The 25,223-nt window shown below is 72.7% G+C and carries 18 protein-coding genes; 3 read left to right on the plus strand and 15 right to left on the minus strand.

What is annotated here, in order from left to right:
* The 15 genes from AC07F3_RS04090 to AC07F3_RS04160 all read right to left on the minus strand — a co-directional run bounded on the left by AC07F3_RS04090 (position 1) and on the right by AC07F3_RS04160 (position 22,068).
* On the minus strand, positions 1–648 hold the full coding sequence (locus AC07F3_RS04090) for a PIG-L deacetylase family protein (protein ID WP_479110218.1): 648 nt from the start codon (positions 646–648) through the stop codon (positions 1–3).
* Entirely contained in the window at positions 645–1,439 is a 795-nt protein-coding gene (locus AC07F3_RS04095; protein WP_479110220.1) for a glycosyltransferase family protein, read from the minus strand. Before AC07F3_RS04095 ends, AC07F3_RS04090 begins: the two co-directional genes overlap by 4 nt.
* Complete coding sequence (locus tag AC07F3_RS04100) at positions 1,436–2,704, minus strand: class I SAM-dependent methyltransferase (RefSeq protein ID WP_479110222.1); 1,269 nt, start codon at positions 2,702–2,704, stop codon at positions 1,436–1,438. The genes AC07F3_RS04095 and AC07F3_RS04100 overlap by 4 nt, the downstream gene beginning before the upstream one ends.
* A complete protein-coding gene (locus tag AC07F3_RS04105) occupies positions 2,701–3,942 on the minus strand; it encodes a glycosyltransferase (RefSeq protein ID WP_479110224.1) in 1,242 nt (413 codons plus the stop codon). The genes AC07F3_RS04100 and AC07F3_RS04105 overlap by 4 nt, the downstream gene beginning before the upstream one ends.
* Before the next feature lies 1 nt (position 3,943).
* The gene (locus tag AC07F3_RS04110) at positions 3,944–5,215 is read right to left on the minus strand and encodes an O-antigen ligase domain-containing protein (protein ID WP_479110226.1); all 1,272 of its coding nucleotides are present in this window, start codon (positions 5,213–5,215) and stop codon (positions 3,944–3,946) included.
* A 1-nt stretch (position 5,216) separates the two neighbouring features.
* Positions 5,217–6,755, minus strand: a complete 1,539-nt coding sequence (locus AC07F3_RS04115) for a right-handed parallel beta-helix repeat-containing protein (protein WP_479110228.1) — start codon at positions 6,753–6,755, stop codon at positions 5,217–5,219.
* A 13-nt stretch (positions 6,756–6,768) separates the two neighbouring features.
* Positions 6,769–8,727, minus strand: coding sequence for a heparinase II/III family protein (locus AC07F3_RS04120; RefSeq protein ID WP_479110230.1), 1,959 nt, complete (start codon positions 8,725–8,727; stop codon positions 6,769–6,771).
* Positions 8,724–10,901 carry a bi-domain-containing oxidoreductase gene (locus AC07F3_RS04125; RefSeq protein ID WP_479110232.1) on the minus strand — a complete coding sequence of 726 codons (2,178 nt, stop codon included), beginning with the start codon at positions 10,899–10,901 and terminating at the stop codon, positions 8,724–8,726. The genes AC07F3_RS04120 and AC07F3_RS04125 overlap by 4 nt, the downstream gene beginning before the upstream one ends.
* Before the next feature lie 33 nt (positions 10,902–10,934).
* Positions 10,935–12,863 (minus strand): asparagine synthase (glutamine-hydrolyzing), encoded by a 1,929-nt coding sequence (gene asnB, locus AC07F3_RS04130; protein ID WP_479110234.1) that lies wholly within the window; start codon positions 12,861–12,863, stop codon positions 10,935–10,937.
* Positions 12,864–12,866: 3 nt separating this feature from the next.
* Positions 12,867–14,390, minus strand: a complete 1,524-nt coding sequence (locus tag AC07F3_RS04135) for a Wzz/FepE/Etk N-terminal domain-containing protein (RefSeq protein WP_479110236.1) — start codon at positions 14,388–14,390, stop codon at positions 12,867–12,869.
* Positions 14,387–15,751: a Wzz/FepE/Etk N-terminal domain-containing protein gene (locus AC07F3_RS04140; RefSeq protein WP_479110238.1), complete on the minus strand. Its 1,365-nt coding sequence runs from the start codon at positions 15,749–15,751 to the stop codon at positions 14,387–14,389. The genes AC07F3_RS04135 and AC07F3_RS04140 overlap by 4 nt, the downstream gene beginning before the upstream one ends.
* Positions 15,748–17,025: a glycosyltransferase family 4 protein gene (locus tag AC07F3_RS04145; protein WP_479110240.1), complete on the minus strand. Its 1,278-nt coding sequence runs from the start codon at positions 17,023–17,025 to the stop codon at positions 15,748–15,750. The genes AC07F3_RS04140 and AC07F3_RS04145 overlap by 4 nt, the downstream gene beginning before the upstream one ends.
* Positions 17,015–18,328 carry a nucleotide sugar dehydrogenase gene (locus AC07F3_RS04150; RefSeq protein WP_479110242.1) on the minus strand — a complete coding sequence of 438 codons (1,314 nt, stop codon included), beginning with the start codon at positions 18,326–18,328 and terminating at the stop codon, positions 17,015–17,017. Before AC07F3_RS04150 ends, AC07F3_RS04145 begins: the two co-directional genes overlap by 11 nt.
* Before the next feature lie 70 nt (positions 18,329–18,398).
* Positions 18,399–19,829, minus strand: a complete 1,431-nt coding sequence (locus tag AC07F3_RS04155) for a sugar transferase (RefSeq protein ID WP_479110614.1) — start codon at positions 19,827–19,829, stop codon at positions 18,399–18,401.
* Positions 19,830–20,769: 940 nt separating this feature from the next.
* The gene (locus tag AC07F3_RS04160) at positions 20,770–22,068 is read right to left on the minus strand and encodes a phosphatase PAP2 family protein (RefSeq protein WP_479110616.1); all 1,299 of its coding nucleotides are present in this window, start codon (positions 22,066–22,068) and stop codon (positions 20,770–20,772) included.
* A 406-nt stretch (positions 22,069–22,474) separates the two neighbouring features.
* Here AC07F3_RS04160 and AC07F3_RS04165 point away from each other — a divergent pair, with 406 nt between their 5' ends.
* From AC07F3_RS04165 to AC07F3_RS04175, 3 genes are all read left to right on the plus strand, one after another.
* Positions 22,475–23,389, plus strand: coding sequence for a LysR family transcriptional regulator (locus AC07F3_RS04165; protein WP_479110244.1), 915 nt, complete (start codon positions 22,475–22,477; stop codon positions 23,387–23,389).
* A gap of 27 nt (positions 23,390–23,416) precedes the next feature.
* On the plus strand, positions 23,417–23,587 hold the full coding sequence (locus AC07F3_RS04170) for a hypothetical protein (RefSeq protein WP_479110246.1): 171 nt from the start codon (positions 23,417–23,419) through the stop codon (positions 23,585–23,587).
* A 111-nt stretch (positions 23,588–23,698) separates the two neighbouring features.
* Positions 23,699–24,847 (plus strand): hypothetical protein, encoded by a 1,149-nt coding sequence (locus AC07F3_RS04175; protein ID WP_479110248.1) that lies wholly within the window; start codon positions 23,699–23,701, stop codon positions 24,845–24,847.
* The last annotated feature ends 376 nt before the right edge of the window (positions 24,848–25,223 follow it).

The raw sequence follows: 25,223 nt of genomic DNA on the forward strand, positions 1-25,223 counted from the left end.
TCATTCCCCCAGATCGAGAGTGAGTTTGGTGACGGCGAACGCCTCGGCGTAGCGCGTCTGGCATTCGATGCCGCGGATCCGCGCGAGGCCGAGGAAGGCCTCCCGGTCGAACCAGGACCGGTGCCGCTGCGAGGGATAGTGCTCGTGCAGCAGCCGCACCTTGTGGTCGGCGTCCTCTGGTGACAACGGCTGGTACGCCGCCGGACGGCCGAGATCGCCGTCCCACTTGGCGATCTCGTAGCCCAGGACGAGGTGGTCGCGGAACGCCGTGGTCACCAGCTTCGCCAGGGCGCGGTGGTCCTGGTGCGCGTCATCCGTGCGCGGGGCCAGCAGGAGATGCGGCTCGGTTCGCAGGCGCAGCTCCTCCACCGCGGCCTTGGCCTCGTCCCAGTGCGCGGGCATCCGGCCGTCCGGCAGCTTGAGCACGGTCAGGCGCACGTCGGCGCCCGGGCAGAAGGCGTCGAGCGCGGCCCGCTCCTCCTGCTCGCGCTCGCCGCCACCGCCGGAGAGCACCAGGGCGTCGACGCGCAGACCCGGGCGCGCGCGGCACAGCGTGAGCAGCGTGCCGCCGGCGCCGATCGCGATGTCGTCGCAGTGCGCGCCCACCGCGACGATCCGGTCCAGCGGCCCGGCCCCCAGCCGGATCACGCCCGCGCCCCGGCGCTGTCCCGCTCCCACACGGCCCAGGGCCGCTCGCCCCGGGCGTAGGCGGCGTCGAGCGCGGCGCGCTCCTTCACGGTGTCGGTCGGCTTCCAGAAACCGCGGTGCTGGTGGGCCACCAGCCTTCCCTGCTTGGCGAGTCGGGCGCATCCGTCCGCGACCAGGTCGCCGTTCTCCGGGATGTGGTCGAAGATCTCCTGGCGGAGCACGAAGTAGCCGCCGTTCTCCCACAGCGGCAGTTCGCTCACCGCGGTGATGCCGCCCACCAGGCCGTCCTCGCCCAGGTCCACGCAGTGGAAGGAGGACTGCGGCGGCACCACCATCATCGAGGCGCCGGCGTCGCGCCGGGCGAAGGAGTCGATCATCCGGGGCAGGGGAGCGTCGGTGAGGACGTCGGCGTAGTTGGCGAGGAACATCTCGTCGCCGTCCAGGTGGCGGCGCACCCGGCGCAGGCGCTCCCCGATCGGCGACTCGACGCCGGTCTGCACGAACGTGATCGTCCAGTCGGAGATGTCGGTGGACAGCAGCTCGGTCCGCCCGCCCCGCAGGACGAAGTCGTTCGAGGTGGTCTCCTCGTAGTCGAGGAAGAAGTTCTTGATGTGGTGGGCGCCGTATCCGAGGCACAGGATGAACTCCGTGTGCCCGAAGTACGCGTAGTAGCGCATGACGTGCCAGATCAGCGGCCGGGGGCCGACCATGGCCATCGGCTTGGGCATGTCGTCGGAGGCTCCGTTGCGCATGCGCAGCCCGTAGCCTCCGCAGAACAGGACGACCTTCATGCTGTGACCTTTCGGGACGCGACCTCGACAACGCTCAACTCGGGTACGGGAAAGACGAGACGGCCGCCCCAGGCGTGCACGAAGGACAGCTGCTCGACGAGTTCGTCCCGCAGGTTCCACGGCAGGACGAGCACGTAGTCCGGCCGGTCGGCGGCGATCCGCTCGGGCGGCAGGATCGGGATGCGGGTGCCCGGGGTGAACCTGCCGTGCTTGTAGGGGTTGCGGTCGACCGTGTACGGAAGCAGGTCGGGGCGGATGCCGCAGTGGTTGAGCAGGGTGTTGCCCTTGCCGGGGGCGCCGTAGCCGACCACCGTCTCGCCACGCTCGGCCGCCTCGATGAGGAACCGCAGCAGGTCCCGGCGCACCTTCGCCACCCGGGCGGAGAACTCGGTGTACCCGGACAGCTCCCCCAGCCCGGCGGCCTTCTCCCGGGCCAGCACGTCGGCCACCCGTCCGGCGGCTCCCGGACCGCCCCGGCCGACGGACGCCGCCTCGGCGGGCCGGGCCCACAGCCGGATGGAGCCGCCGTGCGTGGGCAGCAACTCGACGTCCACGAGCGCCAGTCCGCCGCTCGCCAGCGCGCGGGCGGCGGAGGCGACCGTGTAGTACTGGAAGTGCTCGTGGTAGATCGTGTCGTACTGGTTCTCCTCGATGAGGGTCAGCAGGTGCTGCACCTCGATGGAGACCCAGCCGTCGTCGGCGACCAGGGCGCGCAGCCCCCGGGTGAACCCGACCACGTCGGGGATGTGCGCGTACACGTTGTTGGCCACGACCAGGTCCGCCGGGCCGTGCTCGGCGCGGACGGCCGAGCCGACCTCCGGGTCCAGGAACTCCGTCAGCGTGGGCACGCCCGCGTCCCGGGCCGCCGCGCCGACGTTCACCGACGGCTCGATGCCCAGGCACCGGATCCCCCGGTCCACCAGGTGCCTGAGCAGGTACCCGTCGTTGCTCGCGACCTCGACGACGAAGGCGTCGGACCCGAGCCCCAGCCGCCCCACCGCGTCGGCGACGTAGGTCCGGGCGTGCTCCACCCAGGAGGTCGAATAGGAGGAGAAGTACGCGTACTCCTTGAACGTCTCCTCCGGCGTGATCAGCGGCGGGATCTGCGCGAGCCAGCACTCCGTGCAGACCCGCAGGTGCAGCGGGTACGCGGGCTCCGGCAGGTCCAGTTGGTCCGCGGCGAGAAAGCTCTCGCACGGCGGCGTCGCCCCGAGGTCGACGACGCTCGCCATCGCCTCGGAGCCGCAGAGCCGGCATCGTGTCATCTGCTGTCCCCATCCCCCCTGCTCGCGCGGGTGTCCCCGTCGCGAGCCAGTGCCGACCGACCCGCGATCGCGGTCCGGTACTCCTCGACCAGGCGCTCAAGACCCACGGCCGGGCTGAACCCCTGCTCGTAACGGCGCCGGGCCGCCTGCCCCATCTCCCGGTTGGATGCCGGTCCGGCCGTGATCCGGCGCAGACACGACGCCAGCGAGGCGGCGTCGCCCGGCTCGTGCAGCAGCCCCGTCACCCCGTCCTCGACGAGTTCGACGAACGCTCCGTGCCCGGCCGCGACCGCCGGGACCCCCGCGGCCATCGCCTCCACCACGACCAGGCCGAAGGCCTCCAGCCACGTCGAGGGAGCCACCACGGCGACCGATCGCGCGATGGCCCGCCGGCACTGGGCCGGGCCGTACAGGCCTACGAACCGCACGTCGTCCCGGCCCGCCGCCCACGCGGTCACCTCCGGCTCCAGCGGCCCCGCGCCCGCGACCACGAGCGGCACGCCCACCCCGCCGCTCGCCGCGATCTCGTCCCACGCGGCCATGAGCAGCCGTACGCCCTTGGCCTCCGCGAGCCGGCCGAGATAGAGGACGTGCTCGCCGTCGCCCTCGCGCCAGGTGTCCGGCTCCGGCACGAAGTTGTGCTTCACCGCCAGCCGCTCCGGCGGCATCCCGGCCCGCGCCAGCACGTCGCGCTGCGCCGCGGAGATGCAGAGGAACCGCTCCACGCCCGACCACCACCGCCGCCGGTTCACCGACAGGCTGACGGCGAGCGGCACCGTCGCGAGCCGGGAGCCCCGGTAGCAGCCGTGCCGGACGGCGGGCAGCGGCGTCGCCCCGACGCACTCGGTGCAGGGACGGCCGTCCCGCTGAAGTGTGCCGGGCGGGCAGACCTGGGTGTAGTTGTGCAGCGTGGCCACGGCGGGCACCCCGGCGTCGGCGCACGCGGCCAGTACCGCGGGCGACAGGAGCGGGAAGACGTTGTGGACGTGCACCACGTCCGGCCGCTCGGCGCGGAGCCGCGCGGTGAGCTCGGCGCGGACCGCCGGGTTCCACGGCACCAGGAGGGGCACGGCCGCTTTGGCCAGGAGGGAGCGGGCGGCGATGGAGTCGCTGCGCCGCTCGAACACCTCGACCCGGTGGCCGGCCGCGCGCAGCAGCGCCACCTCCTGCTCGACCACCTTGTTCTCGCCGCTCGGCTGCGCCGAGGCGTAGTGGTTGTGCACCACGAGGACGTGCATCTCAGGTCACCTCCGATCTCCGCGCCCAGCGCGGGACATGCCGTCGCGGGGCCGCGGGCGGGCTGAGCGGCGTGGCCGCGGCGGGCGCCGCAAGGAGCGAGGCGGCCACGGCCAGGTGCAGCAGGTAGGGCGAGGCGTCGCCGAGACCCGCCTCGGTGTACGAGGCGATGGCGCAGTAGCTGATCAGGTAGATCGCGCAGGCCCGCGACAGCGAGGGGGGCCGCAGCAGCGCGATGGTGCCGAGGGCCAGGATGATCAGTGCGACCAGGGCGATGCCGATCAGCCCCTGTTCGTTGTAGACGGCCAGCCAGCTGTTGTCGATCGGCAGCCCGCCGAACGACTTGTCGCCCAGGCCCACGCCGAACCACTGCTGCGCGGTCGTGCGGGGCGCTGCGAGCAGGGCGTCCCAGACCTTGGCCCGGCCGGTGAGGTTGGAGAAGTTCTCCTCGGTCTGTCCGCGCAGGAACCAGCTCTGCAGCGCGGAGCTGAACCCGACCGCGGCCACCGTGGCGCACAGCACCGCCCAGGTGAAGAACCGGCGGGCCGCGGCGCTGGTCAGGACGAGCGAGCCGATCGCCAGCGCGAGACCGATGAGCAGACCGAGCGTGGCCGTGCGGGTGTGGGTCAGCGCGAGCAGGACGAGGGACGGCACGATGATCACCACCGCGCTGGTCCGGTCGGCGCGGTGCCCGAGCACGAGCAGCACGGTCAGGCCGACGATCACCGCGGCGTACTGGGCGATCTGCGGCGGTGTGAGCGGCCACAGGGCGCCGACCAGCCGCCCGCCGTAGAGGTCGGGCAGGGCGGCCCCCGGCGAGATGGCCAGGCCCGCGGCGACCGAGCCGAGCACCGCGAAGTACATCCGGATGTGGTGCCGCACGAAGGTGGTGCCGCCGTCCCACCAGCGGCTGAGCAGCCACAGCGTGCCGGTGAAGAGCGTCAGCCGGAAACACCGGAACAGCGCGCCGAGTCCGGACTCCAGATGGGCGCTGGAGATCACGCTCGCCACGAGCAGCAGCGTGAGCAGGAACAGGAAGGAACTGGACCGGATGCGCAGCCGGAGGTTGAGGGCCAGCGCCAGCGTGAACGCGCCGACCAGGGAGCCCATGGTGACCAGCTGGATGAGGGAGCGGGGCAGCGGGACGATGGTCCTGGCCCCGGCGGAGCCCAGGGTGTTGAGGATCAGCAGCCCCCAGACCGTGCCGACGAGCTTCGGGGCGCCGGGCCGGGCGTCCAGCGCGGGCGGTCCGCCGCGGGCCGGGACTTCGGCCATCTCAACCACCGGCCCGCAGGTCGAAGGTGCTGCCCGTGTCCTGCCGGTACGGCGGGCTCTGCCACTGCCCGGAGTCGAGCACCCGGCTCGGGTCGTGGGCGACGAACTTCCAGGGCCCGACATAGACGTTGTCGTGCCAGCGGTTGTGCTGGTCGAGAGTGATCGCGTCGGCCACCTGCTCGCCCTGGTACGGCGACCAGTCCGGATAGGTGCCGTAGTTGGCCAGCATCGCCATGCGGTCGCACCGCGCCGTGCAGCCGACGACGGAGGGATCGAGCAGGAAGCGGTTGTCGTGGATGTCCACCCGCTGGGTCTTCCACCGGCAGTCGGTGTAGAGCGGTGCGGCGGAGATCGCGGGGCGCGCGCAGCGGTCCGAGTGCGGCACCAGCAGTGTGCAGTCGCCGGAGGAGGTGTTGGCCGGGCTGTTGCAGAACCGGTCGGCGTTCTCCCACAGGGTGATGCCGGACCAGTTGTCCTCCAGCACGTTCCGGTAGATCTCGATCTTGTCGGTGCGGGCGTGGATCCGTGGTTCGCCGCCGGACTCGGACAGGTAGATCGCCGGGTACGGGAAGGTGTCGCCGCGGTCGGCGTACTTGCGGCCCTCGACCCAGTTGTTCCGCCGGATCGTGTTGTTCCGGATGACCGCGTTGTAGCTGGTCTCATAGATCAGCGCCGCACCGTCGTTGCTCTCCAGCAGGTTGTCCTCGATGCGGAAGTCGTTGTTGTTGGTGTCCGCCCACAAGCCGGTTCCGCGGTTGTCGTGCACCCAGTTGCCGCGGATGTCGGCGCCGTTGACCGCCCAGAACTTGACGCCTCCGGTGCAGCCGCAGCCCGGCTTCTGCCGCTCCCAGTCGTCGGTGTTGTTCGCCGTGATCTCGTTGCCTTCGAGCACGAGGCCGGCGAGGGGGGCACCGGTCTTGTACGCGTTCATGCCGTACTGCCCGTTGCCGCGCAGGCAGCTGGCGCGGACCTGCTGGCGGGCACCGGCCATCAGCCCGGCGCCGGAGTTGTTCTGGATCGTGGTGTGCTCGATCACCCAGCCGTCGGCCGAATCGTGATTGACCACGCCCTCGTTCTGCGGCGCGACGAAGCCCTGCACGGTCACGTACCGCAGGGTGACATCGCGGGCGGTGCCGCCGAACGCGTACTGGTTGGTCCTGCGGCCGTCGAGCACCGCGCCCGGCGCGCCGACGTAGCTGTCGCCGTCCTTCGGAATGACCTGGGCGTAGCGGTCCTGTTCGAGGGTGTGCCGGCCCGGCCGGAGCCAGAACGTGGTGTTCGGGGGGCTGCTCCTGGTCTTCGCCGCCAGGTCGCCCGCGACCGAGGGGTCGACGCTCACCGCGCCCGCCGGGGCGCTCGCGGGCCCGGCCGCGGGCTTGGCGCACACCCGGGCCGCCTTCGCCGCCGTGGCCGTGGTCGCGGAGGGCGAGGCGGTCGGCTCCGACCCGGGATCGGGCGTGCTCGTACAGCCGGCCGCCACCGGCACGACCAGCGCCAGCGCGGCCGTCGGCAACGCCCAGCGCCGCCATGTGATCCCCACGTGTCCTCCCTCCTCACTCGCCCCGGAACCCGAGCACGCTGGTGAACTCCCCGGCGCCGTCCGTGAACCCGGTGCCGATGAGCGCCGTGGCGGGCTCCTTGCGGCCGAACCCGGCGGAGTACCAGCCCAGCGGCGGACGGCTCTCGCCGCGGTGCGCCCGCCAGGACAGTTGCCCCGGCAGCTCGAACACGGCGGAGCGGTCCTCGCCGTCGCGGGTCCAGCTGAGCACCGCCCGGCTCCCCACCAGCTCCGCGGCGATCGCCGGGCCGAGGTGGAACGCCAGCCGCACCGGGCGCCGCGGACCGCGCACCTCGTCGACCACCCTCAACTCCCGCGACTCTCCGGCCAGTTCCACGCGGCGGCGGTGCACGGAGGGCCGGTAGCCGTCGTGCTCGGCACACCAGCGGGCCACCCCCGGCGCGGACGGGTCCGCGACCAGGACACGACTGGCGGCGTGGCGGACCCACAGGAACGGGCCGCCCGAGACGGACTGGTCGTGATCGTCAAGGCTCAGGGTGTTGTGGGCGAGCGTCGAGCGGAAGTACCGCCGCCACTCGGGCTGCCCGTGGTAGCAGTACGTTCCCGGGTCGGCGAGCACGTCGACCCCGTCGTGCCGGACCTCCACGGACAGCGCGTCCGCGTGGGCGTGCGCGGCGATGGACAGGAAGCCGTGGGGACCGCCGTCGCAGCGGCACCAGATCTCCTGGGGGCCGCGCAGGATGGTGAGCCCCGCGTCGGCGAAGTGGGCCGGGCGGCTCGCCGGGCGGGCCTTCGCGTGCCGCGGGAGGGGCCGGACGAGGGCGGCGAGCAGCGGGGTGCGCACATCGGTGGCGGTCACCGTCGGCCACCAGTCGAGCCGGCCGAACACGGCGTCGCCGGTGGCCAGGAGCGAGGCCCAGCGGTCGGTGCCGCCGCCGTCCACGACCAGGCCCTGCCCGTCGTCGGCGTCGCCCTGGCGCGGCGGCCGCAGCCGGTTGTCCACGATCGCGGCGAGCGCGTCGGTCATCCGCAGCAGCACCAGGCGGACCGGGTCGGGGACCGGTACGCCTGCGGCGTCCGCCTCGGCCACCGCGGCCAGGCCGAGTTCCAGCACGAGCCCGTGGTACTCGGTGGCCAGTTCACGATTGAGGCCGGAGGGGAAGGTGTTGCCGCGCAGATGCCGCTCCAGCGACCGCATCGCGTCGGCGCGCCAGCGCTCGGAGGAGGGGAACCATCCGAACGCGCAGGCCGCGGCCAACTGCCCGGCGGCCTCGGCGACGACGTGGTTGTTCGCCGAGGACCCCCGGCTGGGGAAGGCGGCCAGCCAGCGCTGGTGGTGCCAGATCTGGGTCCGCGCCACCGGGTTGTCCTCGAACAGCGCGGCCGCGTCCGGCCAACCGTCGAGCAGCCGGCGGATCCACACCCAGGAAAGCAGCCGGATCCCCAGCTCGATGCCGCTGGTCCAGTGCACTCCGCGCAGCGGCGCGTTGGCCGCCCACCACGACCGCAGGTGTCGGGCCACCCGCTCGGCGTACCGCTCGTTCCCGGTGATCGCGTAGGCGGCGGCGAGCACCGTGAGGTACTGGTGCCGCGACAGCTCCCAGATCTGCTTGATGTCCCCGACCACGTCCTCGTCCCGGTACGGGACGTCGAAGGCGTAACCCCCCGGGGCGCGACGACCGGTCTTCGGGTCGTACCACCAGTCCGGCCGGTCGAGGTCGTCGCGGACCACCCCGAAATACTCGACGTGGCCGTACATCAGGCGGTCCGCCTCATTGATGAGGCGTTTCGCGGCGTCCGGCGCGATCTGGGCGATCGTTCCGGCGGGCAGGACCGCGGTGAAGCGCGGGCCGCGCACCCGCGGGCAGTTGGGCGGCGCCGAGCGCCACCGCCGCCTGCGCACCGTGTCGCCCACCCGGCCGCCGATCTCCCGCGGCCCCATCCGCGACAGCCGCCGCACGTACCAGCCCGCGCTCCCGGAACGCACCGTCATCGCGTCCTCGCCAGCGTGACCGGAGCGCCACCGGCCAGGCCGGCCCGCACGGCGAGGGTGGCCGAGGTGGTGGCGACCAGCGACTCCAGCGGCACGGGCATCGGCCCGCCGGTCCGCACCGCCCGGATGAACGCGGCCAGTTCGGCGGACTGGCCCTTGTCCCGGGCCTTGGGCAGCCGCGAACTGACCCACCGCCCGCGGCCGTGGACGGAGGCACGGACGAAGTCGTCGAGCCGCAGCACCTTGCCGTCCGCCACCAGGTCCAGCGTCTCCTTGGGGTAGCCGGGCGCGCCGGTGGTGACGTAGCTGATGGTCGCGGTGGATCCGTCCGGGTAGCGCAGCATGACCTGGAGGTCCTCGGTGCCGGACGGGGCGACCGCGTACACCGAGACCGGATCGGCTTCCAGGAGCCAGCTCACCGTGTCGATGAAGTGGCCGCCCTCGCCGGCGAACCGCGAGCCCTCGGTGCCCTGTTGGAGGTACCAGCTGCCGTGGTCGAGGCGGCCCGCGTTGACCAGGTAGCGCACCCCGGCCGGCCCGGAGCGGGTGCCGAACCGCTTCCTGGCCTCGCGCAGCAGCGGTGCGAACCGGCGGTTGAAGCCCACCTGCAGCCGGTCGTTGCCGGACTCCTCGACCGCCGCGAGGACCGTGGACAGCTCGTCCTCGGTGAGCGCCAACGGCTTCTCCACGAACACCGTCTTGCCCGCCAGCAGCGCCTGCCTGGTCAGTTCGGCGTGCGAGCTGTGGCGGGTGACGACGAACACCGCGTCGATGGACTTGTCACCGAGCACGGAGTCGAGATCGGTGGTCGCCCCGACGAAGCCGAACTTGCGGCGCGCGTTGGCGGCGGACAGCGCCGTGGTGGTCACCACGGTCGACAGCTCCACGCCCTCGCGCCGCGCCAGGTGCGGCAGCAGCATCGACGTCGCGTAGTTGCCCGCGCCGACGAACGCGAGGCGCACCGGTGTGCCGGCGGCCCGGGCCGGTGCCGCACCGCCCTGCCGCTTCACCGCGGGTACGGCCACTGTGGGAGCCGCCGCTTCCCTCGCCTGTCCGGCGTACCGGAACAGCACGGCGACGGCCTTCAGACCGCCGTCCTTCAGGCCCTGGTACGTCTCCACGGCGTCGGCGAAGTCGGCGGTGTGGGAGACCAGCGGCTCCACGTCGACGCGGCCGCGGGCGAGCAGATCGAGGAAGCACGCCAGGTTGCGGCGCTCGGTCCAGCGCACGTAGCCGACCGGGTAGTCGCGCCCTTCCAGTTCGTACTCCGGGTCATAGCGCCCGGGGCCGTAGCTGCGCGAGAACCGGACGTCGAGCTCCTTCTCGTAGTACGCGTTCCACGGCAGGTCCAGGCGGCACTTGCCGATGTCGACGACCCGGCCGCGGTCGCGGCAGAGCCGGGCGGCCAGCTCGACGGGCTGGTTGTCGGCGCCACCGGCGGCCAGGTACACCTGGTCCACGCCGTGGCCGTCGGTGAGTTCGGCGACGGCGCTCTCCACGGCCGCGGACTCCGGGTCGCCGCAGGCCGCGGCGCCCAGGCGCTCGGCGAGCGCGCAGCGCGCCGGGTCGGGGTCGACCCCGACGACGCGGACCCCCGAGGCGGAGAGGAGCTGCGCCACCAGCTGCCCGATCAGCCCGAGGCCGATGACGAGGGCCACGTCGCCGAGGCGGGGCTCGCCCCGGCGCACGCCCTGCAACGCGATGGACCCGACGGTGGCGAAGGCCGCGTGCCGGGGCGCGAGGCCGTCCGGCACCCGGGCGTAGAGGTTCTTGGGCACCCAGTTCAGCTCGGCGTGCAGCGCGTGCTCGTTGCCGGCGCAGGCCACGAGGTCGCCGACCGCCACGTCGTCGATCCCGGTGCCGACCTGCTCGACCACCCCGCACAGCGAGTAGCCCAGCGGCGTGTACGAGTCCAGCCGGTTGATCACCTTCTGGTAGGTGGCGGCCACCCCGTTGGTGGCCACGCTCTGCATGACCTTGGCCACCTGGTCCGGCCGGGAGCGGGCCTTGCCCACCATCGACTTGCCGGCCTCGGACACCTTCATGAGCTCGGTCCCGGTCGATATCAGCGAGTAGGCGGTGCGGACCAGCACACCGCCCGGCTTGCACGCCGGGACGGGCACGTCGAGCACCGCCAGCTCGCCGCTCTTGTAGTTCTGAACAACTTGTTTCACCCGAGCTCCTCTGTGTTCCAACTGTCAACGCCGTCAGGCCGCTTGGCTCTGGCCGGAGCCGGAGGTCGCGCCGCGATACCAGTACTCGAGGGTCAGCACGTGCCACAGGTGCTTGGAGAAGTCGCGCTGCCCGGCGGCGTCCTCGGCGACCATGCGGGCCAGCGCGTCACGGCGCAGCAGCCCGGAGTTCACGAGCACGCCGTCCTGGACGACCTCGCGCACCAGCGGTGCCAAATCCCGGCTCATCCAGGCCCGCAGCGGGGCACTGAACAGGCCCTTGGGCCGGTAGACGATCTCCCGTGGCAGGACCGAGGCGGCCGCCTCCTTGAGGACCGCCTTGCCCTGACGTCCGGCGATCTTGCGCTCGCCCGGTACGGCGAACGCCGCCCTGACCACCTCGACGTCCACGTAGGGCACCCGCACCTCGATGGAGGCGGCCATGCTCGACCGGTCGGTGTAGGCGAGGTTGAGGCCCGGCAGGAACATCCGGGAGTCCGCCAGGCACATGCGGTTGACGAAGTCGTCGAGTTCGTTGTCCCGGTAGGTGTCCGCGTGCTCGGTCAGCACGTCCTCGACCGTGCCGGCCAGGTCCGGGTCGATGAGGCCGAGCAGCTCGTCCTGGTCGTACAGCGTGTAGCTGCGCCGGAACGCGGTCTCCTCCGGCAGGTCTGCGAAGGACAGGAACCGCTTGGCGAAGCGCACCGACCGGTAGCCCCGCCGCGCCGTGGCGACCGGCAGCCGGTCCACGCCCCGGGACAGGCCGCGCCGCAGCGGCCGCGGGACGCGCTGGTAGCGCAGCGCGATCAGGTTGGCGAGGTGCTTGCGGTATCCGGCGAACAGCTCGTCGGCGCCCATCCCCGAGAGCATCACCTTGACGCCGGCCTCCCGGGCGGCCGAGCAGATCAGGTACGTGTTGATCGCGGCGGGGTCGCCGATCGGCTCGTCCAGGTGGTACGTCATGCGCGGCAGCAGGTCGAGCACGTCCGGGGCGATCTCGATCTCGTGCAGGTCGACACCGAACCGCCCGGCCACCTGCCGGGCGTAGCGCAGGTCGTCCGGCATCGCCTCGAACCTGGCGTCCTCGGCGCGGAACCCGATCGTGTAGGCGGAGATGCCGGGGTGGTGGCGGGCCGCCAGCGCGGTCAGATAGCTGGAGTCGAGACCGCCGGAGAGGAAGGTCGCCACGGGCACGTCGGAGAGCAGGTGGCGCCGGGTCGAGTCCTCGACGACGGCCGCCAGGTCGGGCCGCTCGCCGGCGCGGGCCCGTTCCTGGCCCTCGGCCGCGACGTCCCGCAGGTTCCAGAACCGGCCCCGCTCCACCCGCCCGTCGGGCCGGCAGCGCAGCCAGCTTCCCGGCGGCAGCTTCTCCGCCTCGCGGAACGCGCACCGCGAGTCGGGCACCCAGTAGTACAGCAGGGAGGCCACCAGCGCCGCGTGGTCCACCTGGAGCGACCCCCCGGTCACGGCGGCGAGCGCCTTGAGCTCGGAGGCGAACACCAGGCCCGTGCCGCGCCGGAGCAGGAACAGCGGCTTGATGCCCAACTGGTCGCGGGCGAGCACCAGTTCACCGGTGCGCTCGTCGAAGACGGCGAACGCGAACATGCCGCGCAGCCGGGGCAGGCAGCTGGTGCCCCAGCGCCGCCAGGCCTCCAGGAGCACCTCGGTGTCGGAGGTGCCGCGAAAGCGCACCCCGGCGGCCGCCAACTCCGCGCGCAGTTCGGGGGCGTTGTACAGCTCCCCGTTGTAGGACAGGGCCAGGCCCCCCGAGACCATCGGCTGGGCCCCGGTCGCGGTCAGGTCGAGGATGGCGAGCCGGCGGTGCCCGAGGTGCACTTCGCCGTCACCGGCGGGGTGGCTGTAGCGGCCCGCCCCGTCCGGGCCGCGGTGGACGAGGGTTTCGGTGAGCCGGTCGGTGACGGCCCTGCCGTCCGGCCACCGGTACGCGCCTGCGATGCCGCACATCTTCTACCGTGCCTCCTGGTCGCTGTCCGGGACCCGCGAGGCCCAGGTCGTCAGCCGCTCCGTGCGCCGCCGGCCCGCCGCGTTCTGCCGGGCCAGGAGCTCGTCGTGCCCGCGCAGAGCGGTGTGCAGCCCGTCCCACAGCGTGCCGTCGGTCCTGTCGCGCGGGTCGGGGTCGATCAGCACCACACCGATGACCGGAATGCTCAGGTCCGCGAGCTGCCGCGCCACGGTGTGCAGCCAGGCGGCGCTGCCGTGCCCGGCCCGCACCACGAGCACGGTCTGGCCGCCGAGGTGGGGGAGGTCGGTCCAGGCGGTGCCGGGTGCGACCGAGCCGACGCCGAACCGGCGCTCCTGGGGCGACAGCCGCGCGGCGCGCTCGCCACGGACCACGGACGGGCCTCCCGGCCTGTCGTGGTCGGCGGGCAGCGGGTCCGGCAGACCGTCGACGATCACCACGGGCCCGTCCGCCACCAGCGCCTCGGCGAGGTCGAGGGCGATCACGCCCGTGGTGTGCGCACAGCCCAGTTCGAGGAGCGAGACCGCCTCCGCCGAACCGCGCACCGTGCGGGCCAGGGTCGCGCAGAGCCGTTCGCGCGCCGCCCGCACCCGTCCGCGCTGCCACGGCACGCCGGACCGGCGCGGCACGCGGGGCAGTTCCGCGATGACCGAGGCACCCAGGTTCGCCGCGATCTCGCGGCGCAGAACGGGACGGTCGGCCACCACCGTGGCGACCGCGGCCAGCGCGATCCCGACGACGAGGCCGAGGACGAGGCCGATCCCGGCGTCGGTGAGAGCGGTCTTCGGCAGGGAGTGCGCCACCGCGCGCGGGGCGTCCACGATCTGCGTGCCGGCGACGATTTTGGGCGAGCCTGTCCGTGCCTCCGCGGCACGCTGGGAGAAGTCGGCGATCTGGGAGTTGAGTTCGGCCCGGCGGGCGAAGAGCGACTCGATGCTCGCCGAGGCCTTCGGGTCACTGTCCGGAGACCGGTTCCCGATCGCCTTGTTGACCTGGGTGAGTTCGTCCCGCATGCGGTCGCGCTGGTCGAGCAGGGCCTTGGCCTCGGCGTTCGCGGTGTCCTGCATCCGCGTGACGTGGTCCGTGATGAACGCGTCCGCCAGCGCCTTGGCCCGCGCCACCGCCTGTGCGTCGCTGGCCCCGGTCACGTCGATCTGCAACAGGTTGTTGGTCAGACCGGTGCCGTGGTACTCCCGCAGGAAGTCCTCGGGTTTCTCCGGGGAGCCGAGGGAGCGCAGGGCCTGGCCGGCGATCCGCGTGGTGCCGAGGACGGCCACGTCGGTGCGGATCAGCGTTCCGGTGTCGTTCGGCTGGTCCTCCTGGTGGGCGACCAGAAGCTTGGTCACCGCGGCCGGGGGCGCGGGCACGAGGACCGCCATCGCCGCGCCGATCAGCAGCCCCAGCAGCGCCATGGCGCACCACAGGCGGCGGCGCCTGCGCACGGACACCACCAGCGCCTGCACATCGAGGAGCGGAGCGGCGTCCGGTGACTGCGACGTCTTGCTCGTCACACAGAACCCCCGCTCGCGTGGCTGCGTACCGCCGGCGTCGACGCCACGTCGTCCGGGGGGCGGCCGGCGGTCCGCGCCGGACGCATCCGGACCAGGCCCGCGACGACGAAGCCGACGACGTCGTGCCCCGCGTCCGCACACGCCTCGGCGATCCTGGCCAGCTCCTCCGCGGTCCAGCTGCCCGCGCTGAGCACGACCAGGGCGCCGGACTCACTGTCGCGGTCCGGCACCATCGGCTCGGCCACCGGCACTTGCACCACCCGCAGCAGCGGTCCGCTCTTGGCCTCGGCCACGAGCTGCGCCGCGGCCCGGCGGGCCGTCTCGTCGCCCTCCGGCACGACGACCAACAGCCTTCGTGGCGCGGGGAGTCGTTCCCGCAGGCGGTGGCACACCCGCCGGTAGCGGATCAGGCGGCCGGCCTCGTCGTCGGACCGCCGCGGGGCGGGCAGGTCCCAGCGGGTGTCGGTGCCGAGGAGCCGGCGGACCCAGGCCCACGGGCCGCGCCCCTTCGTCCGGTGCGCCGCCCGTTCGCCGGGTACGTCGACGGTGCCGAGCAGCGTCGAGCCGAGCGCTGCGGCGATCTCCGCCTCGCCGCGCAGCCGGCGGTTCATCCGCGCGGCGGTGAGATGGCCGACGACCGCGAGCAGGAAGAACAGCAGCGCCCCGGCGGCGACGAGCTGCGTCCTGGTCGGAGGCGCCTGGCCGGTCGGCCGGGCGGCCGGCCCCATCACGACCATGCCCGCCTTGTTCGCCGCCGGACCGGCCTGGTCCAGCTTCTTCATGGCCGCCTGGAGCGAGGTGCGCAGGTTCTCGAGTTCGGTGCGGGCCTGCACGCTCTCCACGGTCTGCCCCGGATTGGCGGCGTTGGCGAGGTCGGTGATGCGGCGGTTGGCCTCCGCCACCTGCTGCCGCAGCGCGTCGGGCCCGGTGGCCGTGTCGGTGTCGGCGCCGGCGCCCGCGATCCGCGCGGCGAAGCCGACGAACTGCTGGGCCACCTGGTCGCTGAGCCGCTGCGCGCGCTCCGGGGTGTCGGCCGTGCCCGAGATCTTGATGATGTTGCCGTCGGCGGCCGAGGCGCTCACCTGGTCCCGCAGCTTGTCGCCGACGGCCGTCCAGCCGAGTGCGGTGGCCGCCCGGTCGACCACCGCGGAACTGGTCGCGATCCCCGCCTGGGTCAGCAGCTCGCGGTCCTCCCACTGCCCCGGCAGCAGGATCGACACCGAGGCCGTGTAGCGCGGCGGGAAGAGCGCCGAGGCGCCGTAACCGGCGAGCGCGCCCACCAGGGTGAGGAGGGCGAGGAGCCGCCAGCGCCGGCGGAGGATCCGGCCGATGGTGACCAGGCGTATCGTGTCCTCGCTCAACGGCGCCTCCTCCGCCCGCCGTTGACCGGGGCGCCCGCCGCCGGGGGGCGGTCGCCGCAGGCCGCGGCGTAGGCGTCGAGCAGTGCCTTCTGGGAGTTGCGCCAAGAGAGCCGTCCGGTGACGCGCTCCTGGCCGGTCTTGCCCATCAGGGCGCGCTGGTCCGGGTCGTCGAGGAGCCGCGCGACGAGTCCGGCGAACGCGGTCTCGTCGTTGGCGGGCGCGTACAGGGCCGCGTCACCGGCGGACACGCGCGCCTCCCGCAGGTCGAAGGAGACGATCGGCCGGCCCATCGCCATGTACTCCAGGACCTTGTTCATGGTCGACACGTCGTTGAGCGGATTGCGCGGGTCGGGCGAGAGGCACACGTCGGCGGTGGACAGGTAGCGCACCAGGTCCGCGTCCGGGACGCGGCCGGTGAACTCCACCTGTTCGGACAGCCCCAGCCGCCGGGACAGTTCCACCATCGCCTCGAAGGCGTCACCGGCTCCGACGAACACCGCGTGCCAGTCGGTCCGCCCCAGCTCGTCGCGCAGCTTCGCCAGGGCCCGCAGGGCGTAGTCGACACCGTCCTGAGGGCCCATGACGCCGAGGTAGCACAGCAGATGGGGCTTGCCGCGCTTCAACTCCGGCTCGGGCGGCACCGGTTGGAACCGTTCGACGGCGGGCGCGCTGCGCACCACGAAGACGTCCTCGGGCCTGCGGCCACCGCGGCGGATCGCGACGTCGCGGTAGCTCTCGTTCGTGGCGAGCACGACGTCGGCGGCCCGGTAGGTCAGCCGCTCCAGCGCGCACACGGCCCGGTAGAGCAGGTCCTCGCCGCGGTCGAACCGGGAGAGGTAGAGCTCGGGCACCAGGTCGTGCTGGTCGAAGACGAACCGCGCGCCGCGCCGCTTGAGCCACAGGGCGGGCAGGAACAGCAGGTCGGGCGGGTTGCAGGCGTGGACCACGTGGACCGGGCCGACCGCGCGGGCCAGCCGGGCGGTGTGCCACAGCGCCGATCCGTACTCGCGCAGATACCCGGCCGGCCCGCCGGTGGCCGCGCGCAGCGGGTAGCGGTGGATCCGCACCCCGTCGACCTCGGCCTCCGGCTCGGTGTCCCGCTTCTCGCCGCGGGGGCAGATGACGTGCACGGTCCAGCCCGCGTCGCGCAGCGTGGTGCACTCCTGCCACACCCGCCGGTCGAACGGCACCGACAGGTTCTCCACCAGGATCAGCGCGCGCCGGCCGGGCCGGTGGCCGCCGGTCGTGGCGTCCCGCGATGTGTCACCAGACAAGGCCCACGTACCCCGGTTCGGCCCGGCGCGCCTCGGCGTCGGGCATGCGGATGAGATCGATGAGCACCGTGCCGTCGCCGTGCGGAAGCGCCGCGAGCACGGCCGGGTCCCTGGTTCCGACCAGGCACACGTCCGCGTGCCCGAGCACCTCGTCGACGGAGTCCACCAACAGTTGGGCGATGTGCGGCAGCCGGGTCTCGATGTACTCGCGGTTCGCGCCGAGCAGCCGCGACAGGCTCACGTTGGCGTCGTGGATCCGCAGGTCGTACCCCTTGCCCAGCAGTCTCTCCGCCAGCTCGACGAGGGGGCTCTCGCGCAGGTCGTCGGTGCCGGGTTTGAAGGAGAGACCGAACAGGCCCACCCGCCGTCTGCCCGCCCGCTCGACCAGTTCCACCGCGCGCTGCAGGTGCGTGGAGTTGGAGGGCAGCACGTGGGCGAGGATCGGCAGCGAGACGTCGGCCCGCTGCGCCGCGTGGAGCAGGCTGCGCAGGTCCTTGGGCAGGCAGGAGCCGCCGAAGGCGAAGCCGGGCCGCAGATAGGCGGGGCTGATGTTCAGCTTGCGGTCGGCCAGGAACACGTCCATCACCTGGTGCGCGTCCACCCCCAGCGCATGGCACACCGCGCCCAGCTCGTTCGCGAAGCCGATCTTGAGGCCGTGGAAGGCGTTGTCCGCGTACTTGATCGCCTCGGCGGTCGGGACCGGCATCCGGAACACCTCGCCGGGCAGGCCCTCGTACAGCGCGGCCACCACGTCGCCGCTCGCCGGGTCGAGTTCGCCGATGACGGTCTTGGGCGGGTCGAAGAAGTCCCGCACGCTGGTGCCCTCGCGCAGGAACTCCGGGTTGACCGCGACCCCGAAGTCCACCCCGGCCGTGCCCACGTGCTTCTCCAGGATCGGCACGAGCAGGTTCAGACAGGTGCCGGGGAGCATGGTGCTGCGGAACACGACGGTGTGCCGCCCGCCCCGCTCGGCCACCGCGGCGCCGATCTGCTCGGTGACCCGCTCCAGATACGTGGTGCACAGGCTGCCGTTGGGCTCCGACGGCGTGCCCACGCAGACGAGGGACACCTCGCTGCCCATGATCGCCTCGCGGACGTCGACGGTGGCGCGCAGCGCTCCCGTGCGCACGCCCTCGGCGACGAGTTCGCCGATCCGTTCCTCGACCACCGGGGCCCTGCCGTCGTTGACGAGGTCGACCTTCGTCGGGTTCACGTCCACCCCGATGACCTCGTGGCCCATGCCGGCCAGGCACGCGGCCGATACACAGCCCACGTAGCCGAGCCCCAAGACGCTGATCCTCATGTCCCGTTCCTCCCCCCAGGCAGGCGCTGGTGGCCCGCGGTCCGTGCGGGGGGCAAGGGCCCCTCGCGCATCAGTAGGCCCCCTGCCCTTGGAGCACCGCACGCAGCGTCTTCCACAAGATCACCGAGTCCAGGGCGAGCGACCAGTCCTCGACGTACCGCAGGTCGAGGCGGACCGCCTCCTCCCAGGGCAGGTCGCTGCGTCCGCTGATCTGCCACAGGCCGGTGAGCCCGGGCTTGACCAGCAGGCGCCGCCGGATGTCGGGGCCGTAGGCGGCGGACTCCTCCGGCAGCGGCGGCCGGGGGCCGACGAGCGACATCGAGCCGGTGAGGACGTTGAAGAGCTGCGGCAGTTCGTCGACCGAGTACCGGCGCAGCACCGCTCCCACCCGCGTCACCCGTGGATCGCGGCGGACCTTGAACAGCAGGCCGGCGCCCTCGTCGAGGTCGGCCAGTTCGGCGCGGGCCCGGTGGGCCCCGGCGACCATGGTGCGGAACTTGAGGATGGTGAACTCGCGGCCGTCCTTGCCGACCCGGCGCTGGCGGTAGAACGCCCCGCCCCGGCTGTCCACGAGCACGAGCAGCGCGACGAGTGCCATCAGCGGCGCGAAGAGCATCAGCAGGACCGCCGCGCCCATCCGGTCGACGACCTCCTTGACCACCCGGCGGCCCCCGGTGAAGGTCGGCATGCTGACCCGCAGCAGCGGGATCCCGAGCACCGCGTCCACGTGCAGCCGAGGTCCGGCCACCTCCATGAGGACGGGGGCGACGACCATGTCGGCGTCGCTGCCCTCGAGGTTCCACGCCAGGCGCTGCAACCGGTCCGGCGACCAGTGCGGGTCCGGCGTGACCGCGACGACCCGGTAGCCGTCGCGGCGGACGTGGTTGGCGACGTCCGCGAGCGGGCCGACGACCGGCACTCCGTCCACCTGGTCCCCGTCGCACCCGAGACCGTCCGGCGTGCACACCGCCTCCACCTGCCAGCCCAGGTGCGGGAACTTGCGGGTCCGGGTGATCAGGTCCCGCACGGTCTCCGGGCTGCCCGCGGCGAGCACCGGACGCAGGCACCGGCCTTCCTTGCGCTGCTTGTGCAGCCAGAGCCGGAGCACATACCGCTCCGTCATGGTGACGAGCGCGATGGCCGGGATCGCGACGAAGATCCAGAGCTTGATGTTGCGCGAGGTGAGGGCGATGCCGCCCAGCGCCAGCACGACGGCGGCCATGAACAGCGAGCGTCCGAGTCGGCGGAACTCCTCCGCTCCCTGGCCGAGTACGGCCGGAGCCCAGGCCCGGCTCACCGCGAGCGCGCCCAGCACCAGAAGCTCGGTGCCGAAGGCGAGGATTCTCCACTTCTCGTGCCAGTTGGCCGCGTCCCGCACCCCGAAGAATCCGCCGATCGCCGCCACCACGAAGGCGGTGGCCAGGGTGTCGCCGGTGATCACGGTACGTCGGTACCGCTGCTCCCAGTCGATCGCGGGCCGGTCGATCGCCCCGTTCCCCAGACGCCCGCGCGTCGGCGGAAACGGGCTGACTCTTCCGTCCGGCTGTAAAGCAACTTCCAGGTCGCCAGTGGTTCGACGTGTCTGCCGCACAGGACCCCCCAGGTCGCCAGTGGTTCGACGTGCTCGCCCAACACCCGCTCTCTCTCCCCCTCCCGGAAGGCCTGCGCCCCCGCGCAGGACATACCGGCCGTCTTGGTGCAGCGTGGACAACTCACCCCGGCCGCACAGGAGTTACGTCCTGCCGGACCTTCGGAGCACGCGGGAACCCGTCGACGCCTCGGGTGCTCCCCGCACCCAAGGCCCCCTCCCGGGCTCCATGGCTGATCACCCCCACGTCTGGCACCGAGGGCGCGACGGCTGGCTGTCCGTAGCGCCGGACCTAATGATCATTAACGGTCGCCTCGTGCCAGAGCAGCTGAAGCACGGACAACTTAGACCATCGAAGCCAGGATGTAGAGGGGATGTGTGTAATTCGTGGTCAGCTTTGAGACGGAATCCGTTAATCGGTGACCGCCTCCAGATCGGAGCCGTGGCCCTGCCCGCCCGGGGCCGGGTGGCCGGTCCGCGGCCCCGGACGGTGTCGCGGGCGTGTCGGCGCCAGGCCGCCCGGCGCAAGGGGCACGGCCCGTCCGGGCCGACGACGGGGGTGGACCTCTCGTGTCCGGCCACCCCCGGGGCTGGGGGAGGACGACGGTCGGGCCCCGGACGGCCGGGGCGGTGATGAACGTCCCGGTGATGGCCAGATTCCTCCGGACGGGCCACCGGTTCGCGGCATGGATCCTCGGCGAATCCGGTCAACAACCGTGCGGGCGGGCCGACTTGGGCCGTAAGGCCATTGACGGGCGGCGGTGCCCCTCTGCCCCGGGAGCAAGGAGAGGTCACCCCGCGCCGACCCCGGGAGGCACGCCCGCCACGGGCCGGGCGGAGCTGATCCGCGCCCTCAGGCCGGTTCGGGCCGTGGTTCCGGGATGAGCACCGGCGCGCTCTTCGCTTCCCAGGCCCCGGTGGTCCGGATGAAGCCGTAGATCACGGAAGCCATCGCCAGCAGGACGAGCGGACCGAACACCCAGGGGTGGGTGGCCATCCGCACCGGCAAGCAGCCGTACGACACCAGGAGCGCGGTGAAGACGACCGTGCCGTACGCGACGAATCGCAGGCCCGACCGGTCCCAGCCGCGGTCGAAGGTGCGCAGCGCCGCCTCGACGGTGAGCGCGAACACCACACCGGCGACGAGGTCCACGCCGTAGTGGTAGCCGAAGCCCAGCGTGGCGCTGAGGGTGGCGACCAGCCAGAACGTCCCCGCGTACCGCAGGATGCGGGGGCCCTTGCGGGAGTGGATGAAGATCGAGGTGGCCCACGCCGTGTGCAGGCTGGGCATGCAGTTGCGCGGGGTGATCCCGTCGTACGGCACCGGGTGCGGGACGTGGAACGGGGGCGGTGTGTGGGGCCACAGGTTGGCCACCGCCCACTGCACGCCGCCGGTGCCGGAGGCGCCCGGGCCGTAGGCGAAGACCGGTCCGACCACCGGGAAGACCATGTAGACGACCGGCCCGAGGAGCCCGATCAGCAGGAAGGTGCGCACCAGGTGGTGGCGGGGGAAGCGGCGCTCGCTCGCCACGTTGCGCAGCTGGTACAGGGCGACGACGACCGCGGCCACCGCGAGCTGGGCGTAGACCAGGCCGAGGGCGTTGCTCGCGATCGGGCCCGCGGCGTGCAGGAGCCGGCCCGCCAGCCACGACGGGTTGCCCAGCGCGTGGTCGGCGGTCGCCACGTACGGGTCGAGCACGGTCGGGCGGGTCTTCGACGTGATCAGCAGCCAGGTGTCACCGGTCTTGCGGCCGGCCACGAGCAGCAGGCCCAGACCGACGCCCTTCAGGAGCAGGGCGCGTTCCTCGCCGGTACGGCGGGTGAGCGCGAAGACGGCGCAGCCCAGCATCGCCCACAGCGCGCCGTTGCCGAAGGAGTGGTCGGCGGGCACGTCCGCGCCGAGCGCCCACCGGGCCAGCACGAACACGGCGTCGACACCGACCGCCACGCCGGCCGCGATGAACCGCTGCCGCCAGGTGAGCACCACCATCATCAGCGCGAGTCCGCCGTACAGCGGCCCCGGCTTGGGCGGGAAGATCACCTCGCGCGCCTGGGTGGTGATCGGCCCGGGCACGCCGCCGTAGCGACGCGCGGCGATCTCCAGGGCGACGAGGAGTCCGACGGCCACCACGCCCGCCGTGGTCCACCACACCACGCGTGGCCGGCGCCACGCGGCGGAGTCGATGCTGCGGCGTACGCGCGGTATTCGCGGATGCGACCGCGAGTCTGTAGGTATCAATTGTCTGGCCGATTTGGTAGAGGCTGTGATGCGTGGATCACCCCTTGACCGACATGACGTCGTTTCCGGTGAGGAAGGGGTGATGCGGGCGCTTGTCGTGGGGTCGATCATGCCACCGGCCCGATGCGGGAGCTCTGGCGGGATCGTTCGTGCGGTGCCGGGGTGGGGGGAGATCCGGGCGGGCGTGATCGCGCCTCCGGCGGGCGCGGCCGGGATCAGCCGTCCCGGCTCCTGCCGCGCGCCGTCCACCCCCGTGGCAATGCGAGGATGAACGCACCGGCATTGGCTTCACCGCAAAAGTCCAGCTCAGGGGCGGCTCATGGATCTCAATCTGCTACGCGTCCTGGACGCCCTGCTTCAGGAGAACAGCGTGAGCCGCGCCGCCGAGTGTCTCGGCACATCGCCCGCGGCGGTCAGTCGCAGCCTCGCCCGACTGCGCCGGGCGGTGGGCGATCCGCTCCTCGTACGGGCGGGGCAGGGCATGGTCCCCACGCCCCGGGCGCTCGAACTGCGCCAGGATGTGGGCGCGTTGCTGCGCGGCTGCGACAACGTCCTGCGGCCGGGCGCCGGTTTCGAGGCCGTGCATCTCCAGCGCACGTTCACCGTGCAGGCCACCGACCTCCTGCTGGCCGGGCTCGCGGGTCCCCTGACCGACCGGGTCCGGGCGCAGGCGCCGCAGGTGGACGTGGTGTTCCTGCCCGAGTCGCTGGAGGGCGGGCCCGCGCTGCGGCAGGGCACGGTGGACGTGGAGCTCGGCGTCCTCGGCCAGCTGGACCCGGAGATCCGTACCCGGCCCCTGGCACGGAAGACGCTGGTCGGGGTAGCGCGCGACGGACACCCCCTCTTCGACGGGCGGATCGACGCCCGCCGGTTCGCCGCCGCCGACCATATCGGCATCTCCCGGCACGGCAAGCGCCTCGGCCCCATCGACCACGCCCTCGCGGAGCGCGGGCTGCGGCGTCGTATCGCGGTCGTCGTCCCCAGCCACACGAGCGCGATGATCCTCGCCCGGGACACCGACCTCGTCGCCCTCACCCTCGCCGACTGGCTGCCCGGCACCACCGCGGCGCTGGGGCTGCGCACCTTCCCGATCCCCGTCGAGGTGGACCCCGTCGACATCGGGATGGCCTGGCACCCCCGCAACTCGGCCGACCCCGGCCACCGCTGGTTCCGTGACCACCTGGCCGCCGTCCTCACCCCGCCGGAGCCGAGTGATCGCAGCACGCGCGGCTGATCGTCCAAGGACGGTTTTCGCGCCGCCGTGACCACGCATCGGACACCCGCCCGCGGGCGCGTGTCCACGCTGGACGTCTTACGTCTCCTGGAAGCGCTGACCGGCGGCCCGCTCGGACACGCCGACGTCACCCTTGAGGCCGTCGACACCTTCTGGAACAGCCATGTCCGCGCCTGCGCGGCCCGCGCGAGCGACTGACCTCCACGCATCGGACTCCGGGGTTCCGAAGCCGTGGACGTGGCCCTGCTTACACCGCGGGAGGGTGACGGACCATACTGGTCGGGCCCTGATCTCCGACAGAACGATTCCATGGCCAAGAACAGTTCTTTTGCGACCACTGTCCCTGATTCCGTGTGGCTGGGGCGCGGGCGTCATGTGGGGCCTGAGCCCGAGCGTGATGTGCGGCGCAACCTGATCGCTTTGAGGGCGGCGGGGGTGATTGATGATTTCGTGGAGCTGGATCCGGTGGAGGCGGCGGCTTCGTCGGTGTTGTATCCGCGGGGGGAGGAGGCGGATGCGGGTCCGTTGGCGCGGCGGGTGTTCGAGGCGCGGTGGCGGGCCGGTGAGGTGGTGGTGCGGGCGCAGCTGACGCTGTTCGGGGCGGAGGGACGGCGTCGTGAGGACGAGGGTGTGGGCTGGGTGCTGGCCGCGGAGGCGGAGGGTGCGTGGCAGGAGGGCTGGGTTTCGCCTGCGACGGTGTTCTGGCCGGACAGTGATCAGGTCGCCTGGGATCATGACGTGGTGGCGGGGGTGCGGCTGCGGTCGGCCAATGCGCTGCCCCGGGATGATGACGCGTTGCGGCGCCGGGTGCGGGAGTGTGTGCGGGACAGCTGGTTTGTGCATGTGGTGGTGCATGAGGCGATGACGCCGGATGTGGTGGGGCAGCGGCCGGTGTCGGTGTTCTTGCCGCCGGGGTTGCGGCATCGGGTGGTGGAGCACCGGGCGTCGCCGGAGCTGGCGCAGATCGCGGACTTCGCGTTGAAGCGGGAGCTGGGGGTGCGGCTGCCGCGGGGTGGGGCGGTGGTGCTGCCGTCGGCGGGGCTGGGTGCGGATTATGATCCGGGGCGTTTTTCGGTGCGCAATGTGTTCCTGGATGGTTCGGAGCCGGTGGAGTTGGTGGGGCGGATCCGGGAGTTCGCGGTGTTGCCGCGGGCGCTGGATGAGGAGGCGCAGGGGGCGCTGGGGCGGTTGCGGCGGGGCTGGCATCTTCTGACGGAGCAGGAGGAGCTGGTGCATGCGCGGGCGATGGTGGAGCGGTATGCGCAGGCGTTGGAGGCGATGACGGACTCGCGGGACCGTTATCGCGAGGCGGCCGAGGCCGCGCATGCCGCGCTCGCCGAGGCGAGCGGCGGGGAGGGGATGCCGCTGCTGGGCGGCCCGAAGCCCCTCAAGGGTGAGGCGTCCCCGCTCGGCGCCCTCACCAAGGCACTGGGCCGCCTGCGAGGACCGAACAAGTAGAACGACGCCGACCCGTTGCCTCGCCGTCAACTCGCGTAAGCAACAACCGACTTGGCGGCGCGGCAGCGCCCCTTCCACCAGCGACACCCCTTCAGCCCGCTGAGCACCTTCGCCGCCGACCGCGTACCGGCCCTGCTGCTGTCGTCCGGACCCGGTGAGCGCCGACGGGGGCGCGCATGTTTCCGGCCAATGAGTTAGCCGGATGGAACCGTTCCGGGTGGTCGTCGTTCGGGCGCGGAAGGCCGTGCCGCGCAGTCGCGGTGACGGTCACCCCAACGGCCTTCCGGGTGCGGCTCGTTCGGGCCGCGGCTCCACGCTCGGTTCGCCCGCGGGAAGGTGCATAGGCCGGGCGTGCTGCGTGAACTGGTCGGCCGGT

Source organism: Streptomyces sp. NPDC045846, assembly GCF_056431605.1.